Source organism: Streptomyces sp. ICC4 (assembly GCF_003287915.1).
GTDB lineage: Bacteria > Actinomycetota > Actinomycetes > Streptomycetales > Streptomycetaceae > Streptomyces > Streptomyces tritrimontium.
Genome location: NZ_CP030286.1, coordinates 6,378,669 through 6,400,246, shown reverse-complemented (window position 1 = coordinate 6,400,246; position 21,578 = coordinate 6,378,669). Strand labels below are relative to the sequence as shown.

Here is a 21,578-nt window from a genome sequence, read left to right as displayed (position 1 = left end):
GCGCCTGTCCAGGGGCGGGATCCGCGATCCGCGCCAACTCCGTTCGCCCTGGGCGCAGCCGGGTGCTCACTCGCCCCGCAGCAGCTCCCGGATCCGCACCGCCGTGGCCTCGTCCCGGCCGACCGCGAACGGCAGCGCGTTGTCCCGGTCCACCCGGAAGGGGACCCGGTCGACGGTGCTCTGCGCGCCGCCGGCCTCGGCGACGAGCAGCAGCCCGGCCGCGTGGTCCCAGGCCGACGGCCAGGTGAAGGCCAGGCCGTCCATCTCGCCCCGGGCCACCCGCAGGTACTCCAGCCCCGCCGAGCCGCACGGACGGGCCGCGATTCCGGGCACCTCGAGGCGCGCCAGGTTCCGCCGGTCCTCCTCGGAGGTGTACAGCGGGTGGGCGGTGGCGACCCGCAGGTCGGCGCCCGGCTCCGGCGAACCGCTGTGGATCCGCACCCCGTTGACGTAGGCGCCCTGGCCGCGCACCGCCGTGGACATCTCCTCCAGCGCCGGGGCGAAGGTCCAGGAGGCGAGTATCTCCCCGCGGTGCGCGAGCGCGACCAGCGTGCAGAACGCCGGGTCGCCGTGCACGAACTGCCGGGTCCCGTCGACCGGGTCCACGATCCACACCGGGGCGTCTTCGCGCAGCGCCCCGTACACCCCCGGGTCCGCGTGCACCGCTTCCTCGCCGACCACGGCGGACCCGGGCAGCAGCCTGGTCAGGGCGGCCGTGAGGTACTCCTCGGCCTTGCGGTCGGCATCGGTCACCAGGTCGTGCGGACCGCTCTTCTGGTCCACCTCGTGGTCGGCGAGCTGGCGGAATCTCGGCATGATCTCGATCGCCGCCGCCTTGCGGACGGCCTCGTCGACGGCGGACAGGTCACGGGCGAGGAATTCATCGATCATGCCTCCAGCAAAGCACGACCGGCTGACAATCCCCACCGACAAACCCGGCGGATCGCCGCCGCCGGGGTGGACTGCGGGTGAACGGGCCCGGGGCCTGCGGCCCGCTGCCCCGGCCCCACCGAGGACCGCGATCCGGCCCGTCGCCGACCGGAACCCGGTCCACCTCCTGGTGACCTCCCGCCGCCCGTGCTAGACCGGCCGGGCCCCCCTGGCCTCGCCCTTTCCCCTTCCCTTTCCCCACGCCCAGCCCTGAATCCAGCCCCAGACCCACGGAAAGCCGAGGCGGAAACGCGATGACCGACGACGCCGCGAACGAGCCGCACGTCCCCTCCGACGCGGAGCGCGCCGCCCGCGCCCGGGTGCGGGAGGAGGCCGCCGGACTGACCCACCACGAGGCCGCCGAGGCGCTGGAGGCAGCCGAACGGGCCGCCGAGGAGGTCAGGGGCGATCCGCAGGGCGGCGATGACGCCACCCGCGCCGCCACCGCGGAGTGGCTGCGGATCACGGAGCTGCTCTTCGACCACGGCGGACCGTATTCACCCGATACGGACGCGTTCCTCCAGGGTCAGCTCGCGGCACGCGGGGCCCGCTCCGCCCCCAAGCCCGGCTTGGGTAAGCCATAAGCCCGGGTTATAGGGGCATAAGTAGGGGGTGGGTTCTGGGTTAGGCTTGCCTCAGTTTAGTGTTCCCTTGATCGAGTCAATTCGTCGTTCGAAGGGAACCAGACATGCCTCGCCCCCTGCGGGTAGCAATCGTCGGTGCCGGCCCCGCCGGCATCTACGCCGCCGACGCCCTGCTGAAGTCCGAGGCGGCCACCGAGCCGGGTGTGTCCATCGACCTGTTCGAGCGGATGCCGGCGCCCTTCGGTCTGATCCGGTACGGCGTCGCGCCCGACCACCCGCGCATCAAGGGCATCATCACCGCCCTCCACCAGGTGCTCGACAAGCCGCAGGTCCGTCTCTTCGGCAACGTCGACTATCCGAACGACATCAGCCTCGACGAGCTGCACTCGTTCTACGACGCCGTGATCTTCTCCACGGGTGCCACCGCCGACCGTGAGCTCACCATCCCGGGCGTCGAGCTCGACGGCTCCCACGGCGCCGCGGACTTCGTCTCCTGGTACGACGGGCACCCCGACGTACCGCGCACCTGGCCCCTGGAGGCGGAGAAGGTCGCCGTCCTCGGCGTCGGCAACGTCGCCCTCGACGTGGCCCGCATCCTCGCCAAGACCGCCGACGAGCTGCTGCCGACGGAGATACCCGCGAACGTCCACGACGGCCTCAAGGCCAACAAGGCGCTCGAGGTCCACGTCTTCGGCCGCCGCGGCCCCGCGCAGGCCAAGTTCAGCCCGATGGAGCTGCGCGAGCTGGACCACTCGCCGAACATCGAGGTCATCGTCAACCCCGAGGACATCGACTACGACGAGGGCTCGATCACCACCCGCCGCTCCAACAAGCAGGCGGACATGGTCGCCAAGACCCTGGAGAACTGGGCGATCCGCGACATCGGCGACCGCCCGCACAAGCTCTTCCTGCACTTCTTCGAGTCCCCGTCCGAGATCCTCGGCGAGGACGGCAAGGTCGTCGGACTGCGCACCGAGCGCACCGAGCTCGACGGCACCGGCAACGTCAAGGGCACCGGCCAGTTCACCGACTGGGACGTGCAGTCCGTCTACCGCGCCGTCGGCTACCTCTCCGACGAACTGCCCAAGCTGCCGTGGGACGTCGCTTCCGGCACGGTCCCGGACGAGGGCGGCCGCGTCATCGAAGCGGGTGCGCACCTCGCGTCGACGTACGTCACCGGCTGGATCCGCCGCGGTCCGATCGGTCTGATCGGCCACACCAAGGGCGACGCCAACGAGACGGTCTCGAACCTGCTCGCCGACCACGCCGAAGGCCGTCTGCGGACCCCCGCCACCCCGGAGCCGGAGGCCGTCGAGGCCTTCCTCTCGGGCCGGGAGATCCGCTTCACGACGTGGGAGGGCTGGTACAAGCTGGACGCCGCCGAGAAGGCGCTGGGCGAGCCGCAGGGCCGCGAGCGCGTGAAGCTCGTCGAGCGCGAGGAAATGCTCAAGGCGAGCGGGGCGTAAACCCCGAGGTCCGGGTGGTTCCGCCGGGTGCGGACACCACCCGGACGCCCGTGCGTACGGGTCCCCCGAACGGAGGGCGGGCGGGATCCGCCGGGCCGCGGCGGAATGCCCGGCGCCCGGGGGAGGTTCGGACCATCGCGACACCCGAACCCCCAGGACGCACGGGAGAGCTCATGAAGATCGGCATCATCGGCGCGGGCAACATCGGCGGCAACCTCACCCGCCGGCTCGCCGCCCTCGGGCACGACGTGGCCGTCGCCAACTCGCGCGGCCCGCAGACCCTGACCGGCCTCGCCGAGGAGACGGGCGCCACCCCGGTCACCGTCGCGCAGGCGGCGCGCGGCGCCGAGGTCGTGGTCGTGACCGTCCCCCTGAAGAACGTGCCCGACCTGCCCGCCGGCCTCTTCGACGGGGCGGCCCCCGGCTTCGCCGTCATCGACACCGGGAACTACTACCCGCGGCAGCGCGACGGCCGGATCGCCGGCATCGAGGACGAGGGCCTCACCGAGAGCCGCTGGACCGAGAGCCACCTCGGGCATCCCGTGGTCAAGGCCTTCAACGGCACCTACGCCCAGGACATCCTGGAGCGCCCGCTCGAAGCGGGCCACCCCGACCGGCAGGCCCTGCCCGTCGCCGGTGACGACGAGGCGGCGAAGAAGACCGTACGGGCCCTCATCGACGAGCTCGGCTTCGACACCGTCGACGCCGGCGGCCTCGACGACTCCTGGCGCCAGCAGCCCGGCACCCCCGTCTACGGCCTGCGGGAGGGCGTCGCGGCCGTCGCCAAAGCGCTCGCCGAGGCCTCGCCGGTCCGCCCGGACGATTTCCGCGGCTGATCCGCGGCTGATCCGCGGTGCCGGCGCCCGTCGTCGGCGCACGGCGAGGTGTGACGGAAGTCTGACGGACCCCCGCGACCCCTGGCCGCGGGGGTCCGGCCGGTGGTCGAATCGCCCTGTGACCACAGAACAGGAAGCGGACCCCGGCGGCTCCTTCGATCCCGGCGGTTCCGTCGACCCCTCCGTGGACCCCTTCGTCGACCCCTCCGTGGACCCCTTCGTCGACCCCTCCGTGGACCCCGACGGACGGGGCGCTCCCGTCGGCCGTCGGCTGGTCCTCGGCATGGTCGGGCTCGGAGCCCTCGGCCTGGCCGCGGCGCCCCGGCTCCAGTCCGCGTTCGACGCGGTACTGGGCCGGGCCGCCGCCTCGGACCCCACCGGCCTGACCGGACTGCTGCCCGGCGCCGGCGGGTTCCGCTACTACTCCGTCGCCTCCTCGGTCCCCGAACGGGGCCCGGGGGACTACCGGCTGACCGTCGACGGCCTGGTCGAGCGGCCGGGCTCGTACACCCTCGACGCGCTCCGGGCCCTGCCCCAGACCCGTGTCGTGCGCGACGTGCAGTGCGTGACCGGCTGGCGGGTGCCCGGCACGCCCTTCGAGGGGGTCCCGCTCACCCTGCTCCTGGACGCCGCCGGGGTCCGCCCCGAGGCCCGTGCGATCCGCTTCACCTGCTTCGACGGCACCTACACCGAGAGCCTCACGCTGCCGCAGGCCCGCCGGGACGACGTGATGGTCGCCCTGCGGATGCGGGACGCGCCCCTCGGCCACGCGCACGGCGGCCCGGTCCGCCTCTACGTGGCACCGATGTACTTCTACAAGTCGGCGAAGTGGCTGTCGGGCATCACCCTCACCCAGGACGTCCGCCCCGGCTACTGGGAGGAACTCGGCTACGACGTCGACGCCTGGGTCGGCAGATCGAACGGACGCGACGATGCCCCCACGGTCTGAACACCCCGGCCGCGTCGCGAACCGGCCCGGCCGGCCCGGCCGGGTCGGCCGGTTCACTCCCGCCGAGCGCTGGATCCACCGCTGCACCGCCGCCCTGGCGGGGCTGTGCCTGGCGACCGCGGGCTGCCTCTACCTGCCGCCCCTGGCCGAACTCGTGGGCCGCCGCCACCTCGTGGTCACCCTGCACGAATGGTCCGGACTGCTGATCCCGGCCCCGGCCCTGCTGGGGCTCGCCTCCCGGGCCTTCCGCGCCGATCTGCGTCGGCTGAACCGCTTCGGCCCGCACGACCGGACCTGGCTGCGCTCCGCGCTGCGCCGGGACGCACGCCAGGAGGCCCGCCCGGCGGGCAAGTTCAACGCCGGGCAGAAGCTCTACGCGAGCTGGAGCGCCGGTGCCGCCCTGGTCATGCTCGGCACGGGCCTGCTGATGTGGTTCACCGGGCTGGCCCCGCTGCCCTGGCGGACCGGTGCGACCTTCGTCCACGACTGGCTGGCCCTCGCACTGGCCGCGGCCGTCGCCGGGCACGTCATGAAGGCGCTGGCCGACCCGGAAGCCCGGCGCGGCATGCGCACGGGCTCGGTGGCCGCCGACTGGGCGCGCCGCGAGCACCCGCTGTGGCGGCCGCCGCCCGCGGCGGGGGAGGCCCCCGCTACTCCTGCGGAACCGCCGCGTCCAGGGCGGCGGTGAGCCGCCGCAGGCGCTCCTGCAGGTCCTTGATCTCGCCGAGCTCGAAGCCGGTCGCGACGGCGATGCGCCGGGGCACCTCGACGGCTCGGGCCCGCAGGGCGACCCCCTCGCCGGTGAGTCGCGCGTGCACGGACCGCTCGTCCTCGGCGCTGCGCTCGCGGGAGATCAGTCCGGCCGCCTCCAGCCGCTTGAGCAGCGGGGACAGTGTTCCCGAGTCGAGCCGCAGGTGCCGGCCGAGCTCCTTGACCGGCATCTCCCCGTGCTCCCACAGGACGAGCATCACCAGGTACTGCGGATAGGTCAGCCCGAGGTCCTTCAGGACCACGCGGTAGAGGCCTCCGAAGGCGCGGTTCGCCGCGCCGAGCGCGAAGCAGATCTGGCCGTCGAGGCGCAGGAAGTCCTGGTCGGGGTGGGTGGCGGGGAGCTGCTCGGTCATGGGAGCCAGTGTACTCGGGGGTGTCGTGGCGGCAACTGAATTGTGCACAACTTAATTGTGTGCAATATTGATGGGGCAGGGCCGACGACCGACGGCCCCGCCTCCGCCCTGTGAGAGGAACACCCGAGATGGACGCGATCTACACCGCTGTCGCCACCGCCAACGGCCGCGAAGGCCGCGCCGTCAGCTCCGACGGCCAGATCGACCTCGCGCTGGCCATGCCCCCGGCCCTCGGCGGGAACGGCCTGGGCACCAACCCCGAGCAGCTCTTCGCCGCCGGGTACTCCGCCTGCTTCGCCAGCGCCCTCGGCCTGGTCGGCCGGCAGGCCAAGGTCGACACCAGCGAGGTCTCGGTCACCGCGGAGGTCTCCATCGGCAAGGACGGCGCGGGCTTCGGGCTGGCCGTCGTCCTGCGCGTGGAGCTCCCCGACTCCCTGGCCGGCGAGACCGGCAGCCTGCTGGTCAAGCAGGCCCACGAGGTCTGCCCCTACTCCCGGGCCACCCGCGGCAACATCCCCGTCGAGCTCGTCGTCGAGTAGTAAGGCCCCTTCCCGGTGCCGCCGGAGCGACCGCGCCCACCCTCACCCCGCCGTGCCCGACGCACGAGCGGCGCGGGCGGTGAGCGCGGCCGCTCCGGCGTTCGTCAGGTTCCCGTGCAGGCGCAGCCTGGCGATCCCGCCGTCCGGGTGGACGTCGAGCCGGGTGTGGGTGGCGAGCACCGGCGCCGCGAGCGGCAGCCGGTGCGGGCTGTCGGGCTGCAGCCGGGTGGGCGGGACGACCTGCGTCCAGCCGCCGTCCGCGCCGTCCTTGCCGTCCTCGCCGTCCCTGACGGACAGTGACACCCAACCGGCCGCGTTCCCCTTCAGGTTGGCCGTGTCCACCTCCACCGCGCGGATCTCGCACTGCCCGGCCAGCCGGTACGCGATCCAGTCGTTGCCCTTGTCGCGGCGCCGGCGCGTCTCCCAGCCGTCGTCCTGCTTCTGGGACAGCCCCGGCATGACGGTGTTCCCGGGCGAGGAGTAGAAGCCGTCCGAGGCGTGCTCCACGACGCCGCCGTTGACGACGCAGGCCACGTCCACCGTGCCGAGCAGGGCCAGCCACACGGGATCGGGCAGCACTTCGCCGTGGACCCGCAGGCGCGCGATGCCGCCGTCGGGATGCTGGTTGATCCGCAGGTGCGTCCAGCGGCGCCCGGAGCCGACGGCGATGCCGTTGGCGGCGTGGCCGCGCACCGCCGTGCGCGGCACGATCTCCTCCCAGGCGTCCGCCCGTTCGAGGAGCTCGGCGACCGAGGGCGTCCCTTCGAAAGCTGCGGCCCACACGCTCACCTGCTGCGGAAAGTTCCCGCGGAAGTGCGCGGTGTCGACGACGATCCCGCGGATGATGCCCGGTGCGCCGAGGCGGATCAGTGCCCAGTCGTGGTCGGAGTCCGCCGGGAACGGCTCGTCCGCGCCCGCCCCGCGTCGGCGTCGGGTCTCCCAACCGTCCATGACCTTGCCCTTGTTCCCGTAGTCGTGGACGTCGAAGACGGCCGGCGCGCGGAGCAGGAGGTTCTCGCGCTCCGCGAAGAACTCGTCGTTGGCGGCGACGACTCCCGCGCCGAGCCGGCGGTCGGCGAGATCGGTGAGGTGGGAGAAGGGGAAGACGGCTCCCCGGTAGTCGGCGTACGGGTCGCCCGAGACGTAGGGGGCGGCATGGGTTCCGGTGGTCGTGGGGCGCATGTGCGAAGACCTTCTTCCTTGGTTCGTAAGGGAGTTGGGGTGCTTGGTGCTGTGCCTCGACTCTCGCCCCTCCTAACTGCCCAGGTCCATCGAATGTTTTCGAACCTTCCTTTCAGTAGCACTGAAAGGTGCAGGTCGGGCGACCCGCCCGGAGCGTCCCCCCGGCGCCACCTCGGGCCCCGGATCGACCTTCGCGGAGATCTCCACCCCCGCGGACTGCGGTACCGGACTCATCTCCGGCGGCGGGATCAACCAGGCCATCGGCACCGGCACGGTGTCGAACGGCAAGCACGTCAACGGCACCGCGCCGCGCCCCGACGGCAGTACGGAGTACACCGGTTCGACCGGTGTCGTCGGCACCGACGTGACTCACTGGCTCGGCCTCTGCGGCAGCGGGGGCGCGGTGGACGCCGCGTTCTCCACCACCCCGTACGCCATCTGCTTCACGAGCAGCCTGATCAACCACACCCAGGTGGTGATGAACAAGGTCTCCGGCCCCGGCCCGGCCTCCACGGTCGGCCTCGTCACCGCCACCTGCCCGGCCGGCACCCGCCTCCTCGGGGGCGGCGCCCGCACCACGCCCGCGGAGGTCGGCAGCCCCAAGCCGATCGCCTCCTTCCCCACCTTCCGCACCTTCACCAACGCCGGCCACGACTACGGGCAGAAGGCGGCCGCGGACGGGGAGACCAACCCGGACTCCTGGACCGCGGTCGGCTGGAACGGCGGCACCGGCAACGGCGGCCCCCTGCTGCGCGGCGGCGACGGCGGCGGACCGACCGGCGGGAACGGCGGCCAAGGCGGCGGACCCGAGGGCTCCGGCGCCGACGGCGCCGGCGGTACCCAGACGGCGCCCGGCCCCGGGATCCGCACCTCCCCGCTCGGCGGGCCGGGAGGCAACGCGAGCGCATCGACGAGAACACCAGCCTGCCCAACCCGGGCAGCGGCGGCACCGGGGGCAACGGCGCCCACGGCGGCAACGGTGGCGGAGGCGGTGGCTGGTTCGGCGGTGGCGGCGGCTCCGGCGGCGGCAACCCCGGCAACCTCTACGGCGCGGGCGGTGGCGGCGGCAGCGGCCACGCGGCCCCGGCCGAGGCCGGAGTCTCCGCGGCCTCCCTGCCGGCCAGCGTCCAGCGCGGCGAAGGCAAGGCCGTCCTCTCCTTCCGGCACGGGACGTCGACCGCGCTCACCGCGGACACCACCACACCGCTGTTCGGTCACGCCGTCGCCCTGACCGCGACCGTGGACTCCGCCGACCCCCTCGCCGGCACCCCGGCGGGCAGCGTCACCTTCACAGACGGGAACCCCCCCGCTCGCGACCGTGCCGCTCGACGCAGGACGGGCCCGTCTCACCACGAGCGCCCTGCGCCCCGGGGCCCATCGGATCAGCGCCTCGTACACCCCGGACGCCGGACGCGAGGCCAGTGCCACGGGCCAACCGACCGGTGTCACCGTCGGGTTCAGCGCGCCCTGCATCACGACGGCGGCCCGGGGGCCGCTGACCGTGGCCGCCGGACAGTCGCTCTGCATCGCGGCCGGCGGCAGCCGGACCGGCCCGGTCACCGTCCGGCCGGGCGGCGCCCTGTCCGTGTCCGGCGGGCGCCTCACCGGCCCGGTGTCCTCGGACGGGGCCCTCGCCCTTTCCCTCTGCGGATCGACGCTGACCGGCCCGCTCACCGTCCGCGGCACCACCGGCTCCGTGCTGATCGGCTCGGATCCCGCCGAGGGCCCGGGGTCGCCGGACTGCGCGGGCGACACCCTCACCGGTCCGGTCTCCCTGGAAGCCAACACCGGAGGCATCGGCTTCTCGGCGAACCGGGTCAGCGGCCCGCTGCGCTGCGAGGCCGACGACCCGGCGCCGCGCGTCAGCGGCACCACCGTGACCGGACCCCGGTCCGGCCAGTGCCGGTGACGGCCGAAGCCCCGTAGCGCGGGGCGGCGGGGCGGGGAGGCGTCCGAGACGCCTCCCCGCCCCCTCCCGCGTCAGAACGTACGGTCCAGCAGGGCGAACAGCTCCGCCCAGTGCCGCTCGTCGCCGGCCGCGTCGTAGGTGGACGTGTCGGCCAGGGTGAAGCCGTGCGGAGCACCCTCGTACACCTCGGCGCGGTGGCGGACCCCGGCCTCGGTGAGGGCCTTCTCCAGCAGGTCGATCTGCTCGGCCGGCAGCGAGGGGTCCTGGTCCGCGTGGCCGAAGTACAGCTCGGCCGTCACCGCGGACGCGAGCAGGTGCGGGCTGTCCGCCGCGCCGGTGGCCAGGAGGCCGCCGTGGAAGCCGGCCGCCGCCGCCACCCGCCGCGGATACGTGCCCGCCGTGAGCAGGGCCAGCCGAGCCCCCAGGCAGTACCCCGTGATCCCCACCGGCCCGGCGGCCGCGCCCGGGAAGTCCGCGAGCCAGTCCAGGTACGCCCCGGCGTCGCGCATGGCGAGCTCGGGCGTCAGCGAGTCGAGCGCCGGGCCGACCCGCTCGAAGAGCTCCGGCTGCCGGCGGAAGTCGACGAACTCGGGGAGTTCGAAGACCGGCGTCCGCCCGTGGCGGTAGAAGAGGTTGGGCAGCAGTACGACGTAGCCGGCCGCGGCGATCCGGTCCGCCATCGACTTGATGTGCGGACGCACCCCCAGGGCGTTCATGTACAGCAGTATCCCCGGATACGTGCCGTCGCCTTCGGGCCGGGCCAAGTAGGCATCGGCGGTGCCGTCCTGAGTGGCGATCTCCACGGATGTCCGGACTACCTCGCGCGCGGTGGTCATGGCCGTCCCCCTTCTCGTATGGCGGAGCCGCAGACTACCGTGATCGCCGGGTCGTCCCAGAGTGTCCTGAAACCGCCCTCACCCGGTCCCGACCGCCGTTCTACTGTGGTCCGATGCCAGTAGTGGACATCAGTGCCAGCGCCGAGGACTTCAACGCCGACCCGTATCCCTACTACGCGAGACTGCGCGAAGCCGGACCCGTCCACCAGGTCATCGTCACGGCCGACGAGTACGAGCCGAGCTGGCTCGTCGTCGGCCACGACGAGGCGCGCCAGGCGCTCAACCACCCCGCCCTGTCGAAGGACTGGCGCAGTTCGGGGCACTTCCCGGACGCCCTCGTCACCGCCGTGAACGCCAACATGCTGGAATCCGACCCGCCGCACCACACGCGGCTGCGCCGACTGGTCGCACGGGAGTTCACCGCCCGACGCATGGAGGGCATGCGCACCCGCGTCCAGCAGATCACCGACGGGCTGCTCGACGGGATGGCCGCCCGGCCCGAGCGCACCGCCGACCTGATCGACGCGTTCGCGTTCCCCCTGCCGATGACCGTGATCTGCGAACTGCTCGGCGTCCCGGACCTGGACCGCGAACGCTTCCGCCACTGGTCCAACGCGGTCGTCTCACCCGCCCCCGGCACCCCGGACAACACCGCGCACCGACAGCTCGGCGGCTACCTCACGGAGCTCATCGAGGCCAAGGCCAAGGACCCCGGCGAGGACCTGCTGAGCGCGCTGATCCGGACCCGCGACGAGGACGGCGACTCGCTCTCCTCCGACGAAGTGGTCGGAATGGCCTTCCTGCTGCTGGTGGCGGGCCACGAGACCACCGTCAACCTGATAGCCAACGGCGTACGGGCCCTGCTCGCCCACCCGGAGCAACTGGCGGCGCTGCGCGGCGACTTCGACGGGCTGCTCGACGGGGCGGTCGAGGAGATGCTCCGCTACGACGGCCCCGTGCAGCACTCCACCTACCGCTACGCCCGCGAGGCCCTGGACCTGGGCGACACCACCATCCCCGCCGGGGCGACCGTCCTGGTCTCCCTGGCCGGCGCCGACCGCGACCCCGCGCGCTTCGCGGAGCCCGACACCTTCGACATCAGGCGCACCCCGCAGGGCCACCTGGCCTTCGGTCACGGCCTGCACTTCTGCATCGGAGCCCCGCTGGCCCGCATGGAGGGCCGCACGGCGATCCGCTCCCTGCTCGAACGCTTCCCCGCCCTGTCCGAAGCCCCGACGGCGGGCCCGCCGCCCTGGCTGCGGGGAAGCCTGATGCGCGGCGTGAGCCGCCTCCCGCTGCGCTGGTAGCCGGGCCCGCCCGTCCGCCCCGTCCGCCCGTACGAGTATCAGAGCGCCTTGATGCGGGCCTTGAGCAGGCAGAACTCATTGCCCTCGGGGTCGGCCAGGACATGCCACTGCTCGTCCCCGGACTGGCCGATGTCGGCCCGCCGGGCGCCGAGCTTCAGGAGGCGTTCGAGCTCGGCGTCCTGGTCGCGGTCGGTGGGGTTGACGTCGATGTGCAGCCGGGACTTGCCCGGCTCCGGCTCGTCCCGGACGCTGAAGAAGATCGTGGGCTGCGGACCGCCGAAACCTTCCTCCGTCCCGATCTCCACGCAGCCCTCCTCGCGGCCGACCACGACGAAGCCCAGGACCTCGCACCAGAACTGCGCCAGCAGTTCGGGGTCGCGGCAACCGAACACGAGCTCACCGATGCGACATGCCATGAAGAAACCTGCTCTCAGTCGGCGGACCGCCGGGGCCGCGCGCGCGGCTCACGAGCTCCCGGCAGCGAAAACAACTCCGCGACCGTATCGGACGGGGCAGGCAGGAGAAAGATCTTTTCCGAGACGGCCCAGCCTCGATCCCATGGACACCACCTCGGACCGCGTCCCCGCGGGCGGAGACCCGGCCTGCCATCTCCACCTGCTGTGCCCCGTCTGCGGGGCGGTCGCCTCGGAGCGGCTCGCGCCCTGCTGTATCCGGTACGCCGGGCCGGTCCGCCATCCACGGCTCGGGGTGCTGCGGGCGGACGCGGAGGGCCGGCTGGTCGGCGGGATCGACATCGATCCCGCGGTCCGGTCGGCCGCCGCCGACGGGGACGGGCACTGCGAGGTGACGATCGCCCCCGGCGCGTCCGGGGCCGAGCCGGGCGACCTCGACGGCGCGGCGGCGCACGTCCGCCGGGTCCTCGATGTCCTAGAGGCCCTCAAGGACTTCGCCCTCGCGCACGCGCCCGCGGACTGGCGCCGCTCCTGCGAAGCGGCGGGGGAACCCCTCCTGCGGGAGCGGCTGTTCCTCGGCGGGCTCGACGTGCTTTCGCCGGAGGCCATCGACGTCGCCTTCGCCTGCGGGGGCCTCGGCACGCTGCTCGTCCGAGTGGACGGCTCCGGCCGCGGCCGGGAGGTTCGGCCGGTGCCGTGAGCGCGCGGTGTCCGCCTCAGTCGGCGGCGCCCCGCGCGAGGAGGCGTACGGCCCTGGCCAGGCGGGTCCGGCGGACCTCCGGGGTGAGGGCCTGGAGCAGGGGGAGGACGACGAGGTAGCGCCCGGTCCGGTCGAGGGCCTCGAAGGCCTCGCGGGCCGCCGGCTCCGCCGCCAGCGCCTCGGTGACGTCGGGCGGCACCTCCGCCGTCCGCTGCGAGGCGTAGGCGACCGCCCAGCGGCCGTCCTCCTGCGCCTTGCGCACCTCGGCGAGGCCCGGCTCCCGCATGCGGCCCATGGCCGTCAGCTCCGCGACCTTGTCCACATTGACCTGCGACCACAGGCTCCGGGGCCTGCGCGGCACGTACTTCTGCAGGTAGTACCGCTCGTCCAGGGACCGGCGCTGCCCGGAGATCCAGCCGTAGCAGAGCCCGATGTCGACCAGTTCGTCCGAGGAGACCGACGCGATCCCCGACGCCTTCTTCGCCAGCCTGACCCACACGCCCTCGTGCAGGGTGTGGTGCCCGGCCAGCCAGTCCTCGAAGGCCGCGGCATCCGCGAAGGGGATCACCTGTACGCCGTCCAGCTCGTCCAGCTCGTCCATGCGGCCAGACTAAGCGGCCTCGGGGACCGGGAGGGCCCCGCGGGTACGGGATAATGATCGACGGTGCGGGCCCGGTTCGCGCCGCAGGACCGGAACGACCCGAGATGGAGCCACCGATGGACGTACGCCACTTCGAGCGGATCACCGCCTTCATCGAGGCGCGGCTCACCCCGCTCTTCGCCGAGGAGACGGGCAGCGACAGCGGCTTCGCCATGGACGACACCTCCCGCGCCCTGCGCGCGCTGCGCAACGCGGCGCTGGAGGCCTCCGTCGCCAAGGGGCTCATCGGGCAGCGGGCGACCGCGGAGCCGGCGGTCCGCCGGGTCATCGACCAGGCGGTCGAGCACCACTGGGACGTGCTGCGCGGCATCGCCCGCCAGTGGGAGGACCACGCCGACTTCGCGCGCGAGTTCAAGCGCCACGCCTGGGAGCTGGACGAGGCTCCCGCCGCGGCCGCCGCCGCAGCCTCGTAACGCCCCTTCGGTCTACGCCGTGTTCGTGGGCGCGCCCGGGAAGCCGTCCGCAGGCAGTCGGCGGCGGGTCCGGCGGGGGCCCGGCGCAGGCCGGGCCGGGCGGCCTACCGCAGGTCCATGCCCGGGTCGTCGATGACGCGCTCCTGCTCGCTCTGCTCCTGCAGGCGGCGGGCCTTGTCCCGCAGCCGCCGGCTCTCCTCCGGGTCGGCCGACCGCGCGGCGGCCTCGTTCAGTTCCTGGGCCTTGTCGCGCAGCTGCCGGGACCGGCCGTGGGATTCGCCTGCACTCATGATCACTCCTGGGCGCCGTGGGGGGAGGGCGAGCGCAATCCAGCGAACCAGCCGGACGCCGTGCGCGCATCTCGAGCCGTCACCCACGGTGAGCGGCCTCGCAGCCGGACTTCGCCGCCGCACTCGCCGCCAGTACGCGGGATACCTCGGCGCCTTGCGCCGCACGCGGGAGGCGGCCCACCCGGTGAGGACGATCAGGACGGTCGAACCGAACAGCAGGGGGACGAACCGCTCCGCCACCGGGGTCCGCAGTACGACGACGACGGCCGTGGCGCAGGCGGGCGAATGCGGGGTCCGCGCGAGCATGACCAGCGCCAGCGTGACCCGGCGGCCACGGCGGCGGGCCCATGCGCTGCTCCCGGCGACGGCCGGCACCCCGTAGCCCACGGCGGCTCCCAGCATGTGGCCGATGACGACCCCGCGGGGCTGCGCCAGCGGCAGCGTGGGGGCGCTGTGCACCAGGGCGGCGCCGGCGGCCAGGGGCGGTATGAGGATCGGCTCGTGGAGCAGGGCAGGGGCAGGGGCGACGTGTATAACGCCCGCCTCCCGCCCTCCACGCGAACGCTCAAAGGCAACCACCCCCTCATGGTGCACGCCCAGTTCGACCCCGCCGCCCGCCAGGCCCTGGCCATCGCCGCCGTCGAGGCCAAGACCCGCAAGGACCTCACCTGGCGCCAGATCGCCGAGCCGACCGGCCTCTCGGTCGCCTTCGTCACCGCGGCCCTGCTGGGCCAGCACCCCCTGCCCACCGGCGCCGCCGAGGCCGCGGCCGGGATCCTCGGCCTGGACGCCGACGCCGCGCTGCTGCTGCAGACCATCCCGACCCGCGGTTCCCTCCCCGGCTCCGTCCCGACGGACCCGACGATCTACCGGTTCCACGAGATGCTCCAGGTGTACGGGACCACGCTGAAGGCCCTGGTCCACGAGGAGTTCGGCGACGGCATCATCAGCGCGATCAACTTCAAGCTGGACGTGCGGAAGGTCGCCGACCCCGACGGCGGCGAGCGCGCGGTCATCACCCTGGACGGCAAGTACCTCCCGACCAAGCCGTTCTGAGCGAGAGGTCAGTCCTCGGCGAGGACGAAGTGCGTCCCCAGGCCGTCGGCGTCGACGTGGACGACGTGCCGGCCCGCCCGGACGGTCTGGGTGCCGGCGGCGGTCCAGGATCCGTCGGGTCCGGCGGCGCCGGGCAGCGGCGTCCACACCTCCAGGAAGGTGCTGCCGTCGGGGTTGGTGCCGCTCTCGACCATGCGGGTGCCCTCGGCGCGCAGGGTCCCGACGTCGTGGCCGGGTTCGCCGACGTCGTGGTGGAAGGTGACCTGCTCGCCGTCGTAGGCGGTGGTCCCGGCGAAGCCGCGGCTGTCCGCGTAGAAGGCGCCGGACTGGATCCACACGACGTGCCCGGTCTCCAGGAGCGGGCCGCCGTCACGGCTGATGCCGGCGCGCAGCCAGGCGCCGGGGGTGGGAGCGTCCATGTGCCCCAGGGTGTCAGAGAGCGGAGGCGGACCGGGGGTCCACGCGCACCGGAGTCCGGATTCCGGATAGCGGACGCCCCCGCCGGTTCACCGCAGGGCCAGCTGTGCGTCGCCCTGTCGCAGTGCCTTACGATCGCGGTGCCCCGTGTGCTCGGGGAGGTCATTGCGGTCTGGGGGAGTCTCGTGTCTCGCGTTGTCGGCTATGCGTCCGGCGTGTTCGACCTCTTCCACATCGGGCACGTGAACCTCCTGCGGCATGCCCGCGGCCAGTGCGACCACCTCGTGGCCGGCGTGCTGACCGACGAGGCCGCGGGCCACAAGGGGCACGCCCCGGTGGTGCCGCTCCACGAGCGCCTCGAGATCGTGAGCTCGGTCAAGTTCGTCGACGAGGCCGTCGTCGACACCACGCTCGAGAAGATGGAGGCCTGGCGGCAGGTCGGCTTCCACCGCCTGTTCAAGGGCGAGGACTGGAAGGGGACCCTCCGCGGCGCCCAATGGGAGCGCGACTTCGCGGAGGTGGGGGTCGAGGTCGTGTACCTCCCCTACACCATGCACGTCTCCAGCACGACGCTGCGGAAGCTGCTGCAGGTGCTCGTCGACACCGGCGACCGCCGCTGACCCGCAGAGCACGGACCGCAGGGCCGGCACGGTTCGAAGAGAAGGATCCGATGTGAACAGCGCGTTCGAGGACGTCCCGCCCACCACCCTCGCCGACCTGCTGGGCCGCGAGCAGGTCATGGACATCGGCATCCGCCCGCTGTGGGACTCTCCGCGCGTGGCGGGACCCGCGTACACCGTGCGCTGCGAGCCCGGCGACAACCTGATGCTGCACGCCGCGATCTACCGCGCGCAGCCCGGCTCGGTCGTCGTCGTGGAGTCGGGCGACGTGGACCACGCCCTGGCCGGCGGCAACGTGTGCGCCGTAGCCCAGCGCCGGGGCATCGCCGCCTTCGTGGTCGACGGGGTCATCCGCGACCTCGGCGAGGTGCGCGAGGCGGGCTTCCCCGTCTTCGCCCGGGGCGTCGTCCCGATCCCGGGGACGAAGAAGAAGATCGGCTCGCTCGGCGAACCGGTCCGGGTCGGCGGCGTGACCGTGCACCCCGGCGACATCGTGGTGGCGGACGAGGAGGGCATCGTGGTCACCCCCGCCGCCCGCCGTGAGGAGATCCTGCTCGCCGCACGGGCCAAGCTGGCCGAGGAGTCCGCGGAATCCCTGGACGCCTGGGAGGAGCGGCACCGCTCCCGGATCGAGAAGGCGCTGGCCGCCCTGGGCTTCACGGGCTGACCCGGTCCGTCGACGCAGGCGGAGTCCCGGACGGGCGGGCCCGCCGCGCTCCTTCGGCGGGGAGTCGGGCCCTCGCCGCCCGGCTCCGGCAGACCGGCCACGCCGACCGTGCTCACCCCCGGCCGCCGTCGTCCTCCCGACCGCCGCCGATCTGCCCGCCGCCGCCCTCCGGGCCGGTCGGGGCGGTCAGCAGCACCTCGCGCAGCCGGGCCACGAGCGCGGAGGCGCTTTCCGCCTCCTCGTCCGTGCCCGGGGCGCGCCCGTGGTCGGCGGTAAGCTCCTTGAGGTTGTCGTAGAGGACCTCGGAGTACGCCTGTTCCTCCTCCACCATCCCGCCGGGCTCGCGCAGCCCGATGGTGGCCTCGATGACCTTGCCGATCAGCGCGGTCATCACGAACGAGTACAGGCCCAGCACCACCGTGGCGGTGAGCTGCTTGCCCAGCAGGTCCCAGGAGCCCCCGTAGAAGAGGCCCTTGTGCCCGGTCAGGGTCCCGGTCGCGCACAGGCCGGCCATGACCATGCCGACGATGCCGCCCCAGCCGTGGATGCCCACGACGTCCAGGGTGTCGTCCACACCCAACCGGTACTTCCAGCTGATCGCGAACGCGCAGGTCAGACCGGCGAGGAAGCCGATGATGCTGGCCCACACCGGGCTCACGCCGCCCGCGAGCGGGGTCATGGCGACCAGGCCGGTGACGGCGCCCATGCACATGTCGAGCAGGCCGACCCGCCGGGTGCGCCACCAGCTGGTGACCGCCCAGCCGGCCATCGCGGCGCCCGCCGCGAGCTGGCTGTTGAGGAAGGCCATCGCGGCGCCGCCCGGGGTGCCGAGCGAGGACCCGGTGTTGAAGCCGAACCAGCCGAACCACATCAGGGACAGCCCGATGACCACCAGTGGCAGGTTGTGCGGCCGGATGTCCTGGCGCTCGAAGTCCGCGCGCTTGCCCGCGACGGTGGCGAGGGCGAGCCCGGCGGCTCCCGAGCCGATCTCCACGACCGTGCCGCCGGAGAAGTCGACGGCGCCGAGCTGCGCGGCGACCCAGCCGGCCGGATCGAAGACCCAGTGCGCCATGGGGATGTAGACCAGCAGGGTCCACGCGATGACGAAGGCGATCCAGCCGCCCATCTTGGCGCGGCCCGCGATGGAGCCGGCGATCAGGGCGACGGTGACGATCGCGAAGGACAGGTGGAAGACCACGAAGGTGACCGTGGGCACGGATCCGGTCAGGGACCCGGAGCCGATCCCGCGCAGGAAGGCCCGGTCGAGGGTGCCGATGACGCCGAGCCCGCCGGCGTCGGGGCCGAACGCCAGGGAGTAGCCGATCGCGAACCAGAGCACGGTGACGATCACGATGCAGAAGAAGATCATCTTGAGCATGGCGACGATCTGGCCGGTGCGGACCATGCCGCCGTAGAAGAAGGCCACGCCGGGGGCCATCAGCAGCACCAGCGCCGAGGCCATCATCAGCCAGGCGGCGTTGCCGGAGTCGGCTACGGCCGCCGCCGCGGCCGTAGCGGTGATCATGTGGGCGTTCACTTGTCACGCTCTCGTCGGTCCAGCACGGATACGATCTCGGCGAGCAGGGCGGCGTCCCGGCGCTCCGCGGCGTCCTTGGCCGCGCCCGCTCCCACGCCCGCGCCCACCGGCGCGGACTCACGGGCCGCGTCGCCGGAGCCGCCCATCCGGTCGCGGATCTGATCGAGGGTCTCGTTGTCGTACGCGACCTCCTCCTCGCGGCCGGGTACGTTCTCGTACTCCTCGGAGGTGCGGAAGCCGACGGTCATGTCGATCACCTTGGCGATGAGGCAGGTCATGACGAAGGAGAAGGTGCCCACCGCCAGGACGGCGACGGCCTGGCGCCACAGCAGGTCGAGGCCGCCCCCGTAGAAGAGGCCCTTCTTGCCGCTCATCGCGGCCGTGGCGAAGAAGCCGATGGAGAGCACGCCGACGATGCCGCCCCAGCCGTGCACGCCGACCACGTCGAGGGTGTCGTCCACGCCGATCTTGAACTTCATGTTGACGGCGAAGCAGCAGACGACGCCCGCGACGAAGCCGATGATCAGCGCGCCGATCGGGGAGACCTCGCCGCAGGCCGGGGTGATGGCCACCATGCCCGCGACCGCCGCCGAGGCGACGCCCAGCATCTCCACGTGGCCCAGCCGCCACTTCTCGATGATCGGCCAGCCGATCATCGCGCCCGCGGCCGCCAACTGCGTGTTGAAGAAGGTGGTCGGCGCGCTGCCCTCGACCTGGAGCGCGGAGCCCGCGTTGAAGCCGAACCAGCCGAACCACAGCAGCGCCAGGCCGATGACGACCAGCGGCAGGTTGTGCGGGCGGATCGTCTCGCGCTCGAAGTCCTTGCGCTTGCGCAGCACGATCGCCACCGCGAGCCCCGAGGCGCCGGAGCTGAGCTCGACCGGCAGGCCGCCGGCGTAGTCGAGCGCGCCCAGGGACTTCTGGATCCAGCCGTCGGAGGCGAACACCCAGTGCGCGGTGGGCACGTAGACCAGCAGGGTCCACGCGACGACGAAGACCAGCCAGCCCTTCATGGTGGCCCGGCCCGCGATCGAGCCGCTGATCAGCGCCACCGTGATGATCGCGAAGGACATCTGGAAGCAGGCGAAGATCATGGTCGGGATGGAACCGTGCAGGGAGTCCATCCCGATGCCCCGGAAGAACGCGTGGTCGAGGTTGCCGATCAGGCCGGCCCCGGAGTCCTTGCCGAAGGCGAGGGAGTAGCCGACCGCGACCCACAGGATCGTCACCAGCGACAGGCAGGCGAAGCTCATCTTGAGCATCACCAGCACGTGCTTGGTCTTGACCATGCCTCCGTAGAAGAAGGCGAGGCCCGGGGTCATGAGCAGCACCATCGCGGTGCTCGCCATCATCCAGGCGGTATTACCCGTGTCGTAGCCACTGGGCATGGTGGTGGGGATCTCTCTGGTCGTGGACGGGCAGGAGGGGCGTGGGTGCGCAGGGGCGTGGGTACGCAGGTGCGTTCAGGTCTTGCGGAGGGCCGGCGCCGGTACGCCGATCAGCCTGCGCCGGACCGCGTCCCAGACGGCCGTGAGCGCCCGGGTCACGGGCTCGGTGTGGTCGCCGAGCACCCGCACCCAGGCCCCGCAGTCCTGCGGGAGCACGCTGACCCCGTACGGGAGCCCGCTGTCGGCCAGGGTCCGGTGCAGCAGGTCGGCCAGCTCGCGGGCGGGCGCGAGCGGGCTGACCGCGAAGAAGCAGGCCGTCACGGAGTGGCCGGCCAGCACGGCGGGTCCGTCGACCGCGCTGCTGCCGAGGCCGCCGCGCTCGCCGTCCGTATCCCTGCCCCCGCTACCGTTCCCGGGCTCCAGCCGTACGGTGTCCAGCGCGACCAGCCCGCCGTCCGGACGCCGCAGTTCGAAGTCGGAGGCGAAGACCCGGTAGGCGTTGTGCTCGCCGCGCGCGAGCCGGCCGGACAGCACCGTCTCGCTCACCAGCACGGTGGCGGTGGGGTCGGCCGTGACGACCGTGCGCTGGTAGAAGCGCGAATCGACGTAGGGGATGACGGGGTCGGGGAGGTACTCGACGTACGCGTGCGGCCCGGCGGTCAGGAAGACCTGCGCGGCGGCGTAGTCGTGCTCCATCCGGTAGACCTTGGCGGCCGCCTGGGTCGTGACGTGCGCCGAGGTGCCGGGGCCGAAGTCGAGCTCGGTGCGCAGCCGGTCGGCCTGGATGATCCCGCCGCCCGTGGACATCAGGAAGGTGATCGGCAGATCGGGGCGGTGCGGGTCGAAGTAGAGCGGGCGCATGATCTGCAGCGGGGACTTCTGGTAGTGCCGCACCAGCTCGGTGCGGCCGCCGACCAGCTCGAAGCCCAGTTCGAGCAGGCCGACCTTGCCCGGCCGCCCCACCCCCAGGGTGTCGGGCGCCGAAGCGTGCCGGAGCACCTCGGGCGGGACGCGCGGCGGCTCGTAGTGCGCGGGGTCCAGCCGGACGCGCGGCGTCGGCGCGGGGGCGGCGGGTGCCGGGGCCGCGGGCACGGGGGCGGTCGCCACGAGGCTCACGCCGGCACCCGGCGGAAGGACTCGATGAAGGTGGCGACCTCCTCCAGGCCCTGCCCGGTCAGGCAGTTGGTCAGGGCCACGGGGCGTCCGTCGCGCACGCGGTGCGCGTCGGACTCCATGACGACGAGGTCGCAGCGCACGTACTGGGCGATGTCGATCTTGTTGATGACGAGCAGGTCGGACTCGGTGATGCCGGGGCCGCGCTTGCGGGGCATCTTCTCGCCTTCGGCGGTGTCCAGGACGAAGAGGAAGAGGTCGACCAGGACCGGGCTGAAGGTCAGGGTGAGGTTGTCGCCGCCCGATTCGTAGAGCAGGGTGTCGACGTCCGGGAACTGTTCGAGCATCTCGGCGCCGGCGGCGAGGTTCATCGTGGGGTCGTCGCGCACGGCGGTGTGCGGGCACGCGCCGGTCTCCACGCCCACGACCCGCTCGGGGTCGAGGACCCCGGCCAGCGCGCGGCGCACGTGGTGGGCGTCCTCCTGCGTGTAGATGTCGTTCGTGATCACGGCCGGCCGGTGGCCGCGCCCGATGAGCACCGGCACCAGGGCCTCGATCAGCGCCGTCTTGCCGGAGCCGACGGGGCCGCCGATGCCGACCCGCAGGACGTTGTCCTCGTTCATCAACAGTCACACACCTTC

26 protein-coding genes and 1 pseudogene are annotated in these 21,578 nt (G+C 73.0%); 14 read left to right on the top strand and 13 right to left on the bottom strand.

Annotation, left to right across the window (positions count from 1 at the left end; all coding sequences use genetic code 11):
* Positions 1-66: 66 nt before the first annotated feature.
* On the bottom strand, positions 67-891 hold the full coding sequence (locus tag DRB89_RS29915; protein WP_112451332.1) for an inositol monophosphatase family protein: 825 nt from the start codon (positions 889-891) through the stop codon (positions 67-69).
* A 293-nt stretch (positions 892-1,184) separates the two neighbouring features.
* On the opposite strand from DRB89_RS29915, the gene DRB89_RS29910 reads away from it, so the two are divergent.
* From DRB89_RS29910 to DRB89_RS29885, 5 genes are all read left to right on the top strand, one after another.
* A complete protein-coding gene (locus tag DRB89_RS29910) occupies positions 1,185-1,514 on the top strand; it encodes a hypothetical protein (protein ID WP_239516389.1) in 330 nt (109 codons plus the stop codon).
* Between the two features lie 104 nt (positions 1,515-1,618).
* Positions 1,619-2,980: an FAD-dependent oxidoreductase gene (locus tag DRB89_RS29905; RefSeq protein ID WP_112463485.1), complete on the top strand. Its 1,362-nt coding sequence runs from the start codon at positions 1,619-1,621 to the stop codon at positions 2,978-2,980.
* Between the two features lie 134 nt (positions 2,981-3,114).
* Positions 3,115-3,816 (top strand): NAD(P)-binding domain-containing protein, encoded by a 702-nt coding sequence (locus tag DRB89_RS29900; RefSeq protein WP_275432069.1) that lies wholly within the window; start codon positions 3,115-3,117, stop codon positions 3,814-3,816.
* 283 nt (positions 3,817-4,099) lie between these two features.
* Positions 4,100-4,765 carry a molybdopterin-dependent oxidoreductase gene (locus tag DRB89_RS29890; protein WP_112453272.1) on the top strand — a complete coding sequence of 222 codons (666 nt, stop codon included), beginning with the start codon at positions 4,100-4,102 and terminating at the stop codon, positions 4,763-4,765.
* Positions 4,749-5,453, top strand: coding sequence for a cytochrome b/b6 domain-containing protein (locus DRB89_RS29885; RefSeq protein ID WP_112447684.1), 705 nt, complete (start codon positions 4,749-4,751; stop codon positions 5,451-5,453). Before DRB89_RS29890 ends, DRB89_RS29885 begins: the two co-directional genes overlap by 17 nt.
* Here the strand turns inward: DRB89_RS29885 and DRB89_RS29880 are convergent.
* Entirely contained in the window at positions 5,416-5,889 is a 474-nt protein-coding gene (locus DRB89_RS29880; protein ID WP_112447685.1) for a MarR family transcriptional regulator, read from the bottom strand. The two genes, DRB89_RS29885 and DRB89_RS29880, sit on opposite strands and share 38 nt — an antisense overlap.
* Before the next feature lie 128 nt (positions 5,890-6,017).
* On the opposite strand from DRB89_RS29880, the gene DRB89_RS29875 reads away from it, so the two are divergent.
* Complete coding sequence (locus DRB89_RS29875; RefSeq protein WP_112447686.1) at positions 6,018-6,428, top strand: organic hydroperoxide resistance protein; 411 nt, start codon at positions 6,018-6,020, stop codon at positions 6,426-6,428.
* Between the two features lie 42 nt (positions 6,429-6,470).
* Here the strand turns inward: DRB89_RS29875 and alc are convergent, their stop codons facing one another.
* The gene (gene alc / locus DRB89_RS29870; protein ID WP_112447687.1) at positions 6,471-7,610 is read right to left on the bottom strand and encodes an allantoicase; all 1,140 of its coding nucleotides are present in this window, start codon (positions 7,608-7,610) and stop codon (positions 6,471-6,473) included.
* Positions 7,611-7,884: 274 nt separating this feature from the next.
* Here alc and DRB89_RS43840 point away from each other — a divergent pair, with 274 nt between their 5' ends.
* Positions 7,885-8,841, top strand: coding sequence for a hypothetical protein (locus DRB89_RS43840; protein ID WP_204357666.1), 957 nt, complete (start codon positions 7,885-7,887; stop codon positions 8,839-8,841).
* Positions 8,842-8,928: 87 nt separating this feature from the next.
* Positions 8,929-9,519, top strand: coding sequence for a hypothetical protein (locus DRB89_RS29860; RefSeq protein WP_112447688.1), 591 nt, complete (start codon positions 8,929-8,931; stop codon positions 9,517-9,519).
* 71 nt (positions 9,520-9,590) lie between these two features.
* Here DRB89_RS29860 and DRB89_RS29855 read toward each other — a convergent pair whose 3' ends face one another.
* A complete protein-coding gene (locus DRB89_RS29855; RefSeq protein ID WP_112447689.1) occupies positions 9,591-10,355 on the bottom strand; it encodes a dienelactone hydrolase family protein in 765 nt (254 codons plus the stop codon).
* A 113-nt stretch (positions 10,356-10,468) separates the two neighbouring features.
* Here DRB89_RS29855 and DRB89_RS29850 point away from each other — a divergent pair, with 113 nt between their 5' ends.
* The gene (locus DRB89_RS29850) at positions 10,469-11,662 is read left to right on the top strand and encodes a cytochrome P450 (RefSeq protein WP_112447690.1); all 1,194 of its coding nucleotides are present in this window, start codon (positions 10,469-10,471) and stop codon (positions 11,660-11,662) included.
* 38 nt (positions 11,663-11,700) lie between these two features.
* Here the strand turns inward: DRB89_RS29850 and DRB89_RS29845 are convergent, their stop codons facing one another.
* Complete coding sequence (locus tag DRB89_RS29845; protein ID WP_112447691.1) at positions 11,701-12,078, bottom strand: VOC family protein; 378 nt, start codon at positions 12,076-12,078, stop codon at positions 11,701-11,703.
* A 142-nt stretch (positions 12,079-12,220) separates the two neighbouring features.
* On the opposite strand from DRB89_RS29845, the gene DRB89_RS29840 reads away from it, so the two are divergent.
* On the top strand, positions 12,221-12,775 hold the full coding sequence (locus DRB89_RS29840; protein WP_112447692.1) for a hypothetical protein: 555 nt from the start codon (positions 12,221-12,223) through the stop codon (positions 12,773-12,775).
* Positions 12,776-12,791: 16 nt separating this feature from the next.
* On the opposite strand, the gene DRB89_RS29835 is transcribed toward DRB89_RS29840, so the two are convergent.
* On the bottom strand, positions 12,792-13,376 hold the full coding sequence (locus tag DRB89_RS29835) for a YdeI/OmpD-associated family protein (protein ID WP_112447693.1): 585 nt from the start codon (positions 13,374-13,376) through the stop codon (positions 12,792-12,794).
* A 116-nt stretch (positions 13,377-13,492) separates the two neighbouring features.
* Here DRB89_RS29835 and DRB89_RS29830 point away from each other — a divergent pair, with 116 nt between their 5' ends.
* Entirely contained in the window at positions 13,493-13,849 is a 357-nt protein-coding gene (locus DRB89_RS29830) for a hypothetical protein (protein ID WP_112447694.1), read from the top strand.
* A 104-nt stretch (positions 13,850-13,953) separates the two neighbouring features.
* Here DRB89_RS29830 and DRB89_RS29825 read toward each other — a convergent pair whose 3' ends face one another.
* Together DRB89_RS29825 and DRB89_RS46080 are read right to left on the bottom strand one after the other, a co-directional pair.
* Complete coding sequence (locus DRB89_RS29825) at positions 13,954-14,139, bottom strand: DUF6381 family protein (protein WP_162689005.1); 186 nt, start codon at positions 14,137-14,139, stop codon at positions 13,954-13,956.
* Positions 14,140-14,289: 150 nt separating this feature from the next.
* Positions 14,290-14,718, bottom strand: a pseudogene (locus tag DRB89_RS46080) (HPP family protein); the annotation flags it as partial.
* Between the two features lie 6 nt (positions 14,719-14,724).
* Here DRB89_RS46080 and cynS point away from each other — a divergent pair.
* Positions 14,725-15,195 carry a cyanase gene (cynS, locus tag DRB89_RS29815; RefSeq protein WP_112451366.1) on the top strand — a complete coding sequence of 157 codons (471 nt, stop codon included), beginning with the start codon at positions 14,725-14,727 and terminating at the stop codon, positions 15,193-15,195.
* Positions 15,196-15,203: 8 nt separating this feature from the next.
* On the opposite strand, the gene DRB89_RS29810 is transcribed toward cynS, so the two are convergent.
* Positions 15,204-15,614 carry a hypothetical protein gene (locus tag DRB89_RS29810; RefSeq protein ID WP_112451367.1) on the bottom strand — a complete coding sequence of 137 codons (411 nt, stop codon included), beginning with the start codon at positions 15,612-15,614 and terminating at the stop codon, positions 15,204-15,206.
* A 183-nt stretch (positions 15,615-15,797) separates the two neighbouring features.
* Between DRB89_RS29810 and DRB89_RS29805 the strand changes: the two genes are divergently transcribed.
* Positions 15,798-16,232: an adenylyltransferase/cytidyltransferase family protein gene (locus DRB89_RS29805; RefSeq protein WP_112451368.1), complete on the top strand. Its 435-nt coding sequence runs from the start codon at positions 15,798-15,800 to the stop codon at positions 16,230-16,232.
* Positions 16,233-16,284: 52 nt separating this feature from the next.
* Positions 16,285-16,899, top strand: a complete 615-nt coding sequence (locus DRB89_RS29800) for an RraA family protein (protein ID WP_239516388.1) — start codon at positions 16,285-16,287, stop codon at positions 16,897-16,899.
* Between the two features lie 112 nt (positions 16,900-17,011).
* Here DRB89_RS29800 and DRB89_RS29795 read toward each other — a convergent pair whose 3' ends face one another.
* The 4 genes from DRB89_RS29795 to ureG form a co-directional block, all read right to left on the bottom strand.
* Positions 17,012-18,424, bottom strand: coding sequence for an ammonium transporter (locus tag DRB89_RS29795; RefSeq protein ID WP_162688783.1), 1,413 nt, complete (start codon positions 18,422-18,424; stop codon positions 17,012-17,014).
* Between the two features lie 8 nt (positions 18,425-18,432).
* On the bottom strand, positions 18,433-19,824 hold the full coding sequence (locus DRB89_RS29790; RefSeq protein WP_112451370.1) for an ammonium transporter: 1,392 nt from the start codon (positions 19,822-19,824) through the stop codon (positions 18,433-18,435).
* A 75-nt stretch (positions 19,825-19,899) separates the two neighbouring features.
* The gene (locus DRB89_RS29785) at positions 19,900-20,865 is read right to left on the bottom strand and encodes an urease accessory protein UreD (protein ID WP_239516885.1); all 966 of its coding nucleotides are present in this window, start codon (positions 20,863-20,865) and stop codon (positions 19,900-19,902) included.
* A gap of 71 nt (positions 20,866-20,936) precedes the next feature.
* The gene (gene ureG, locus DRB89_RS29780; protein WP_112451371.1) at positions 20,937-21,560 is read right to left on the bottom strand and encodes an urease accessory protein UreG; all 624 of its coding nucleotides are present in this window, start codon (positions 21,558-21,560) and stop codon (positions 20,937-20,939) included.
* Positions 21,561-21,578 lie beyond the last annotated feature (18 nt).

Coding starts and splice junctions, on each gene's coding strand:
- DRB89_RS29885 (WP_112447684.1), top strand. CDS start 4,749: ATGCCCCCACGGTCTGAACACCCCGGCCGCGTCGCGAACCGGCCCGGC.
- DRB89_RS29890 (WP_112453272.1), top strand. CDS start 4,100: ATGGTCGGGCTCGGAGCCCTCGGCCTGGCCGCGGCGCCCCGGCTCCAG.
- DRB89_RS29825 (WP_162689005.1), bottom strand. CDS start 14,139: ATGAGTGCAGGCGAATCCCACGGCCGGTCCCGGCAGCTGCGCGACAAG.
- DRB89_RS29910 (WP_239516389.1), top strand. CDS start 1,185: ATGACCGACGACGCCGCGAACGAGCCGCACGTCCCCTCCGACGCGGAG.
- ureG (WP_112451371.1), bottom strand. CDS start 21,560: ATGAACGAGGACAACGTCCTGCGGGTCGGCATCGGCGGCCCCGTCGGC.
- alc (WP_112447687.1), bottom strand. CDS start 7,610: ATGCGCCCCACGACCACCGGAACCCATGCCGCCCCCTACGTCTCGGGC.
- DRB89_RS29880 (WP_112447685.1), bottom strand. CDS start 5,889: ATGACCGAGCAGCTCCCCGCCACCCACCCCGACCAGGACTTCCTGCGC.
- DRB89_RS29810 (WP_112451367.1), bottom strand. CDS start 15,614: ATGGACGCTCCCACCCCCGGCGCCTGGCTGCGCGCCGGCATCAGCCGT.
- DRB89_RS29795 (WP_162688783.1), bottom strand. CDS start 18,424: ATGATCACCGCTACGGCCGCGGCGGCGGCCGTAGCCGACTCCGGCAAC.
- DRB89_RS29915 (WP_112451332.1), bottom strand. CDS start 891: ATGATCGATGAATTCCTCGCCCGTGACCTGTCCGCCGTCGACGAGGCC.
- cynS (WP_112451366.1), top strand. CDS start 14,725: ATGGTGCACGCCCAGTTCGACCCCGCCGCCCGCCAGGCCCTGGCCATC.
- DRB89_RS29875 (WP_112447686.1), top strand. CDS start 6,018: ATGGACGCGATCTACACCGCTGTCGCCACCGCCAACGGCCGCGAAGGC.
- DRB89_RS29840 (WP_112447692.1), top strand. CDS start 12,221: ATGGACACCACCTCGGACCGCGTCCCCGCGGGCGGAGACCCGGCCTGC.
- DRB89_RS29850 (WP_112447690.1), top strand. CDS start 10,469: ATGCCAGTAGTGGACATCAGTGCCAGCGCCGAGGACTTCAACGCCGAC.
- DRB89_RS29830 (WP_112447694.1), top strand. CDS start 13,493: ATGGACGTACGCCACTTCGAGCGGATCACCGCCTTCATCGAGGCGCGG.
- DRB89_RS29835 (WP_112447693.1), bottom strand. CDS start 13,376: ATGGACGAGCTGGACGAGCTGGACGGCGTACAGGTGATCCCCTTCGCG.
- DRB89_RS29790 (WP_112451370.1), bottom strand. CDS start 19,824: ATGCCCAGTGGCTACGACACGGGTAATACCGCCTGGATGATGGCGAGC.
- DRB89_RS29845 (WP_112447691.1), bottom strand. CDS start 12,078: ATGGCATGTCGCATCGGTGAGCTCGTGTTCGGTTGCCGCGACCCCGAA.
- DRB89_RS29905 (WP_112463485.1), top strand. CDS start 1,619: ATGCCTCGCCCCCTGCGGGTAGCAATCGTCGGTGCCGGCCCCGCCGGC.
- DRB89_RS29855 (WP_112447689.1), bottom strand. CDS start 10,355: ATGACCACCGCGCGCGAGGTAGTCCGGACATCCGTGGAGATCGCCACT.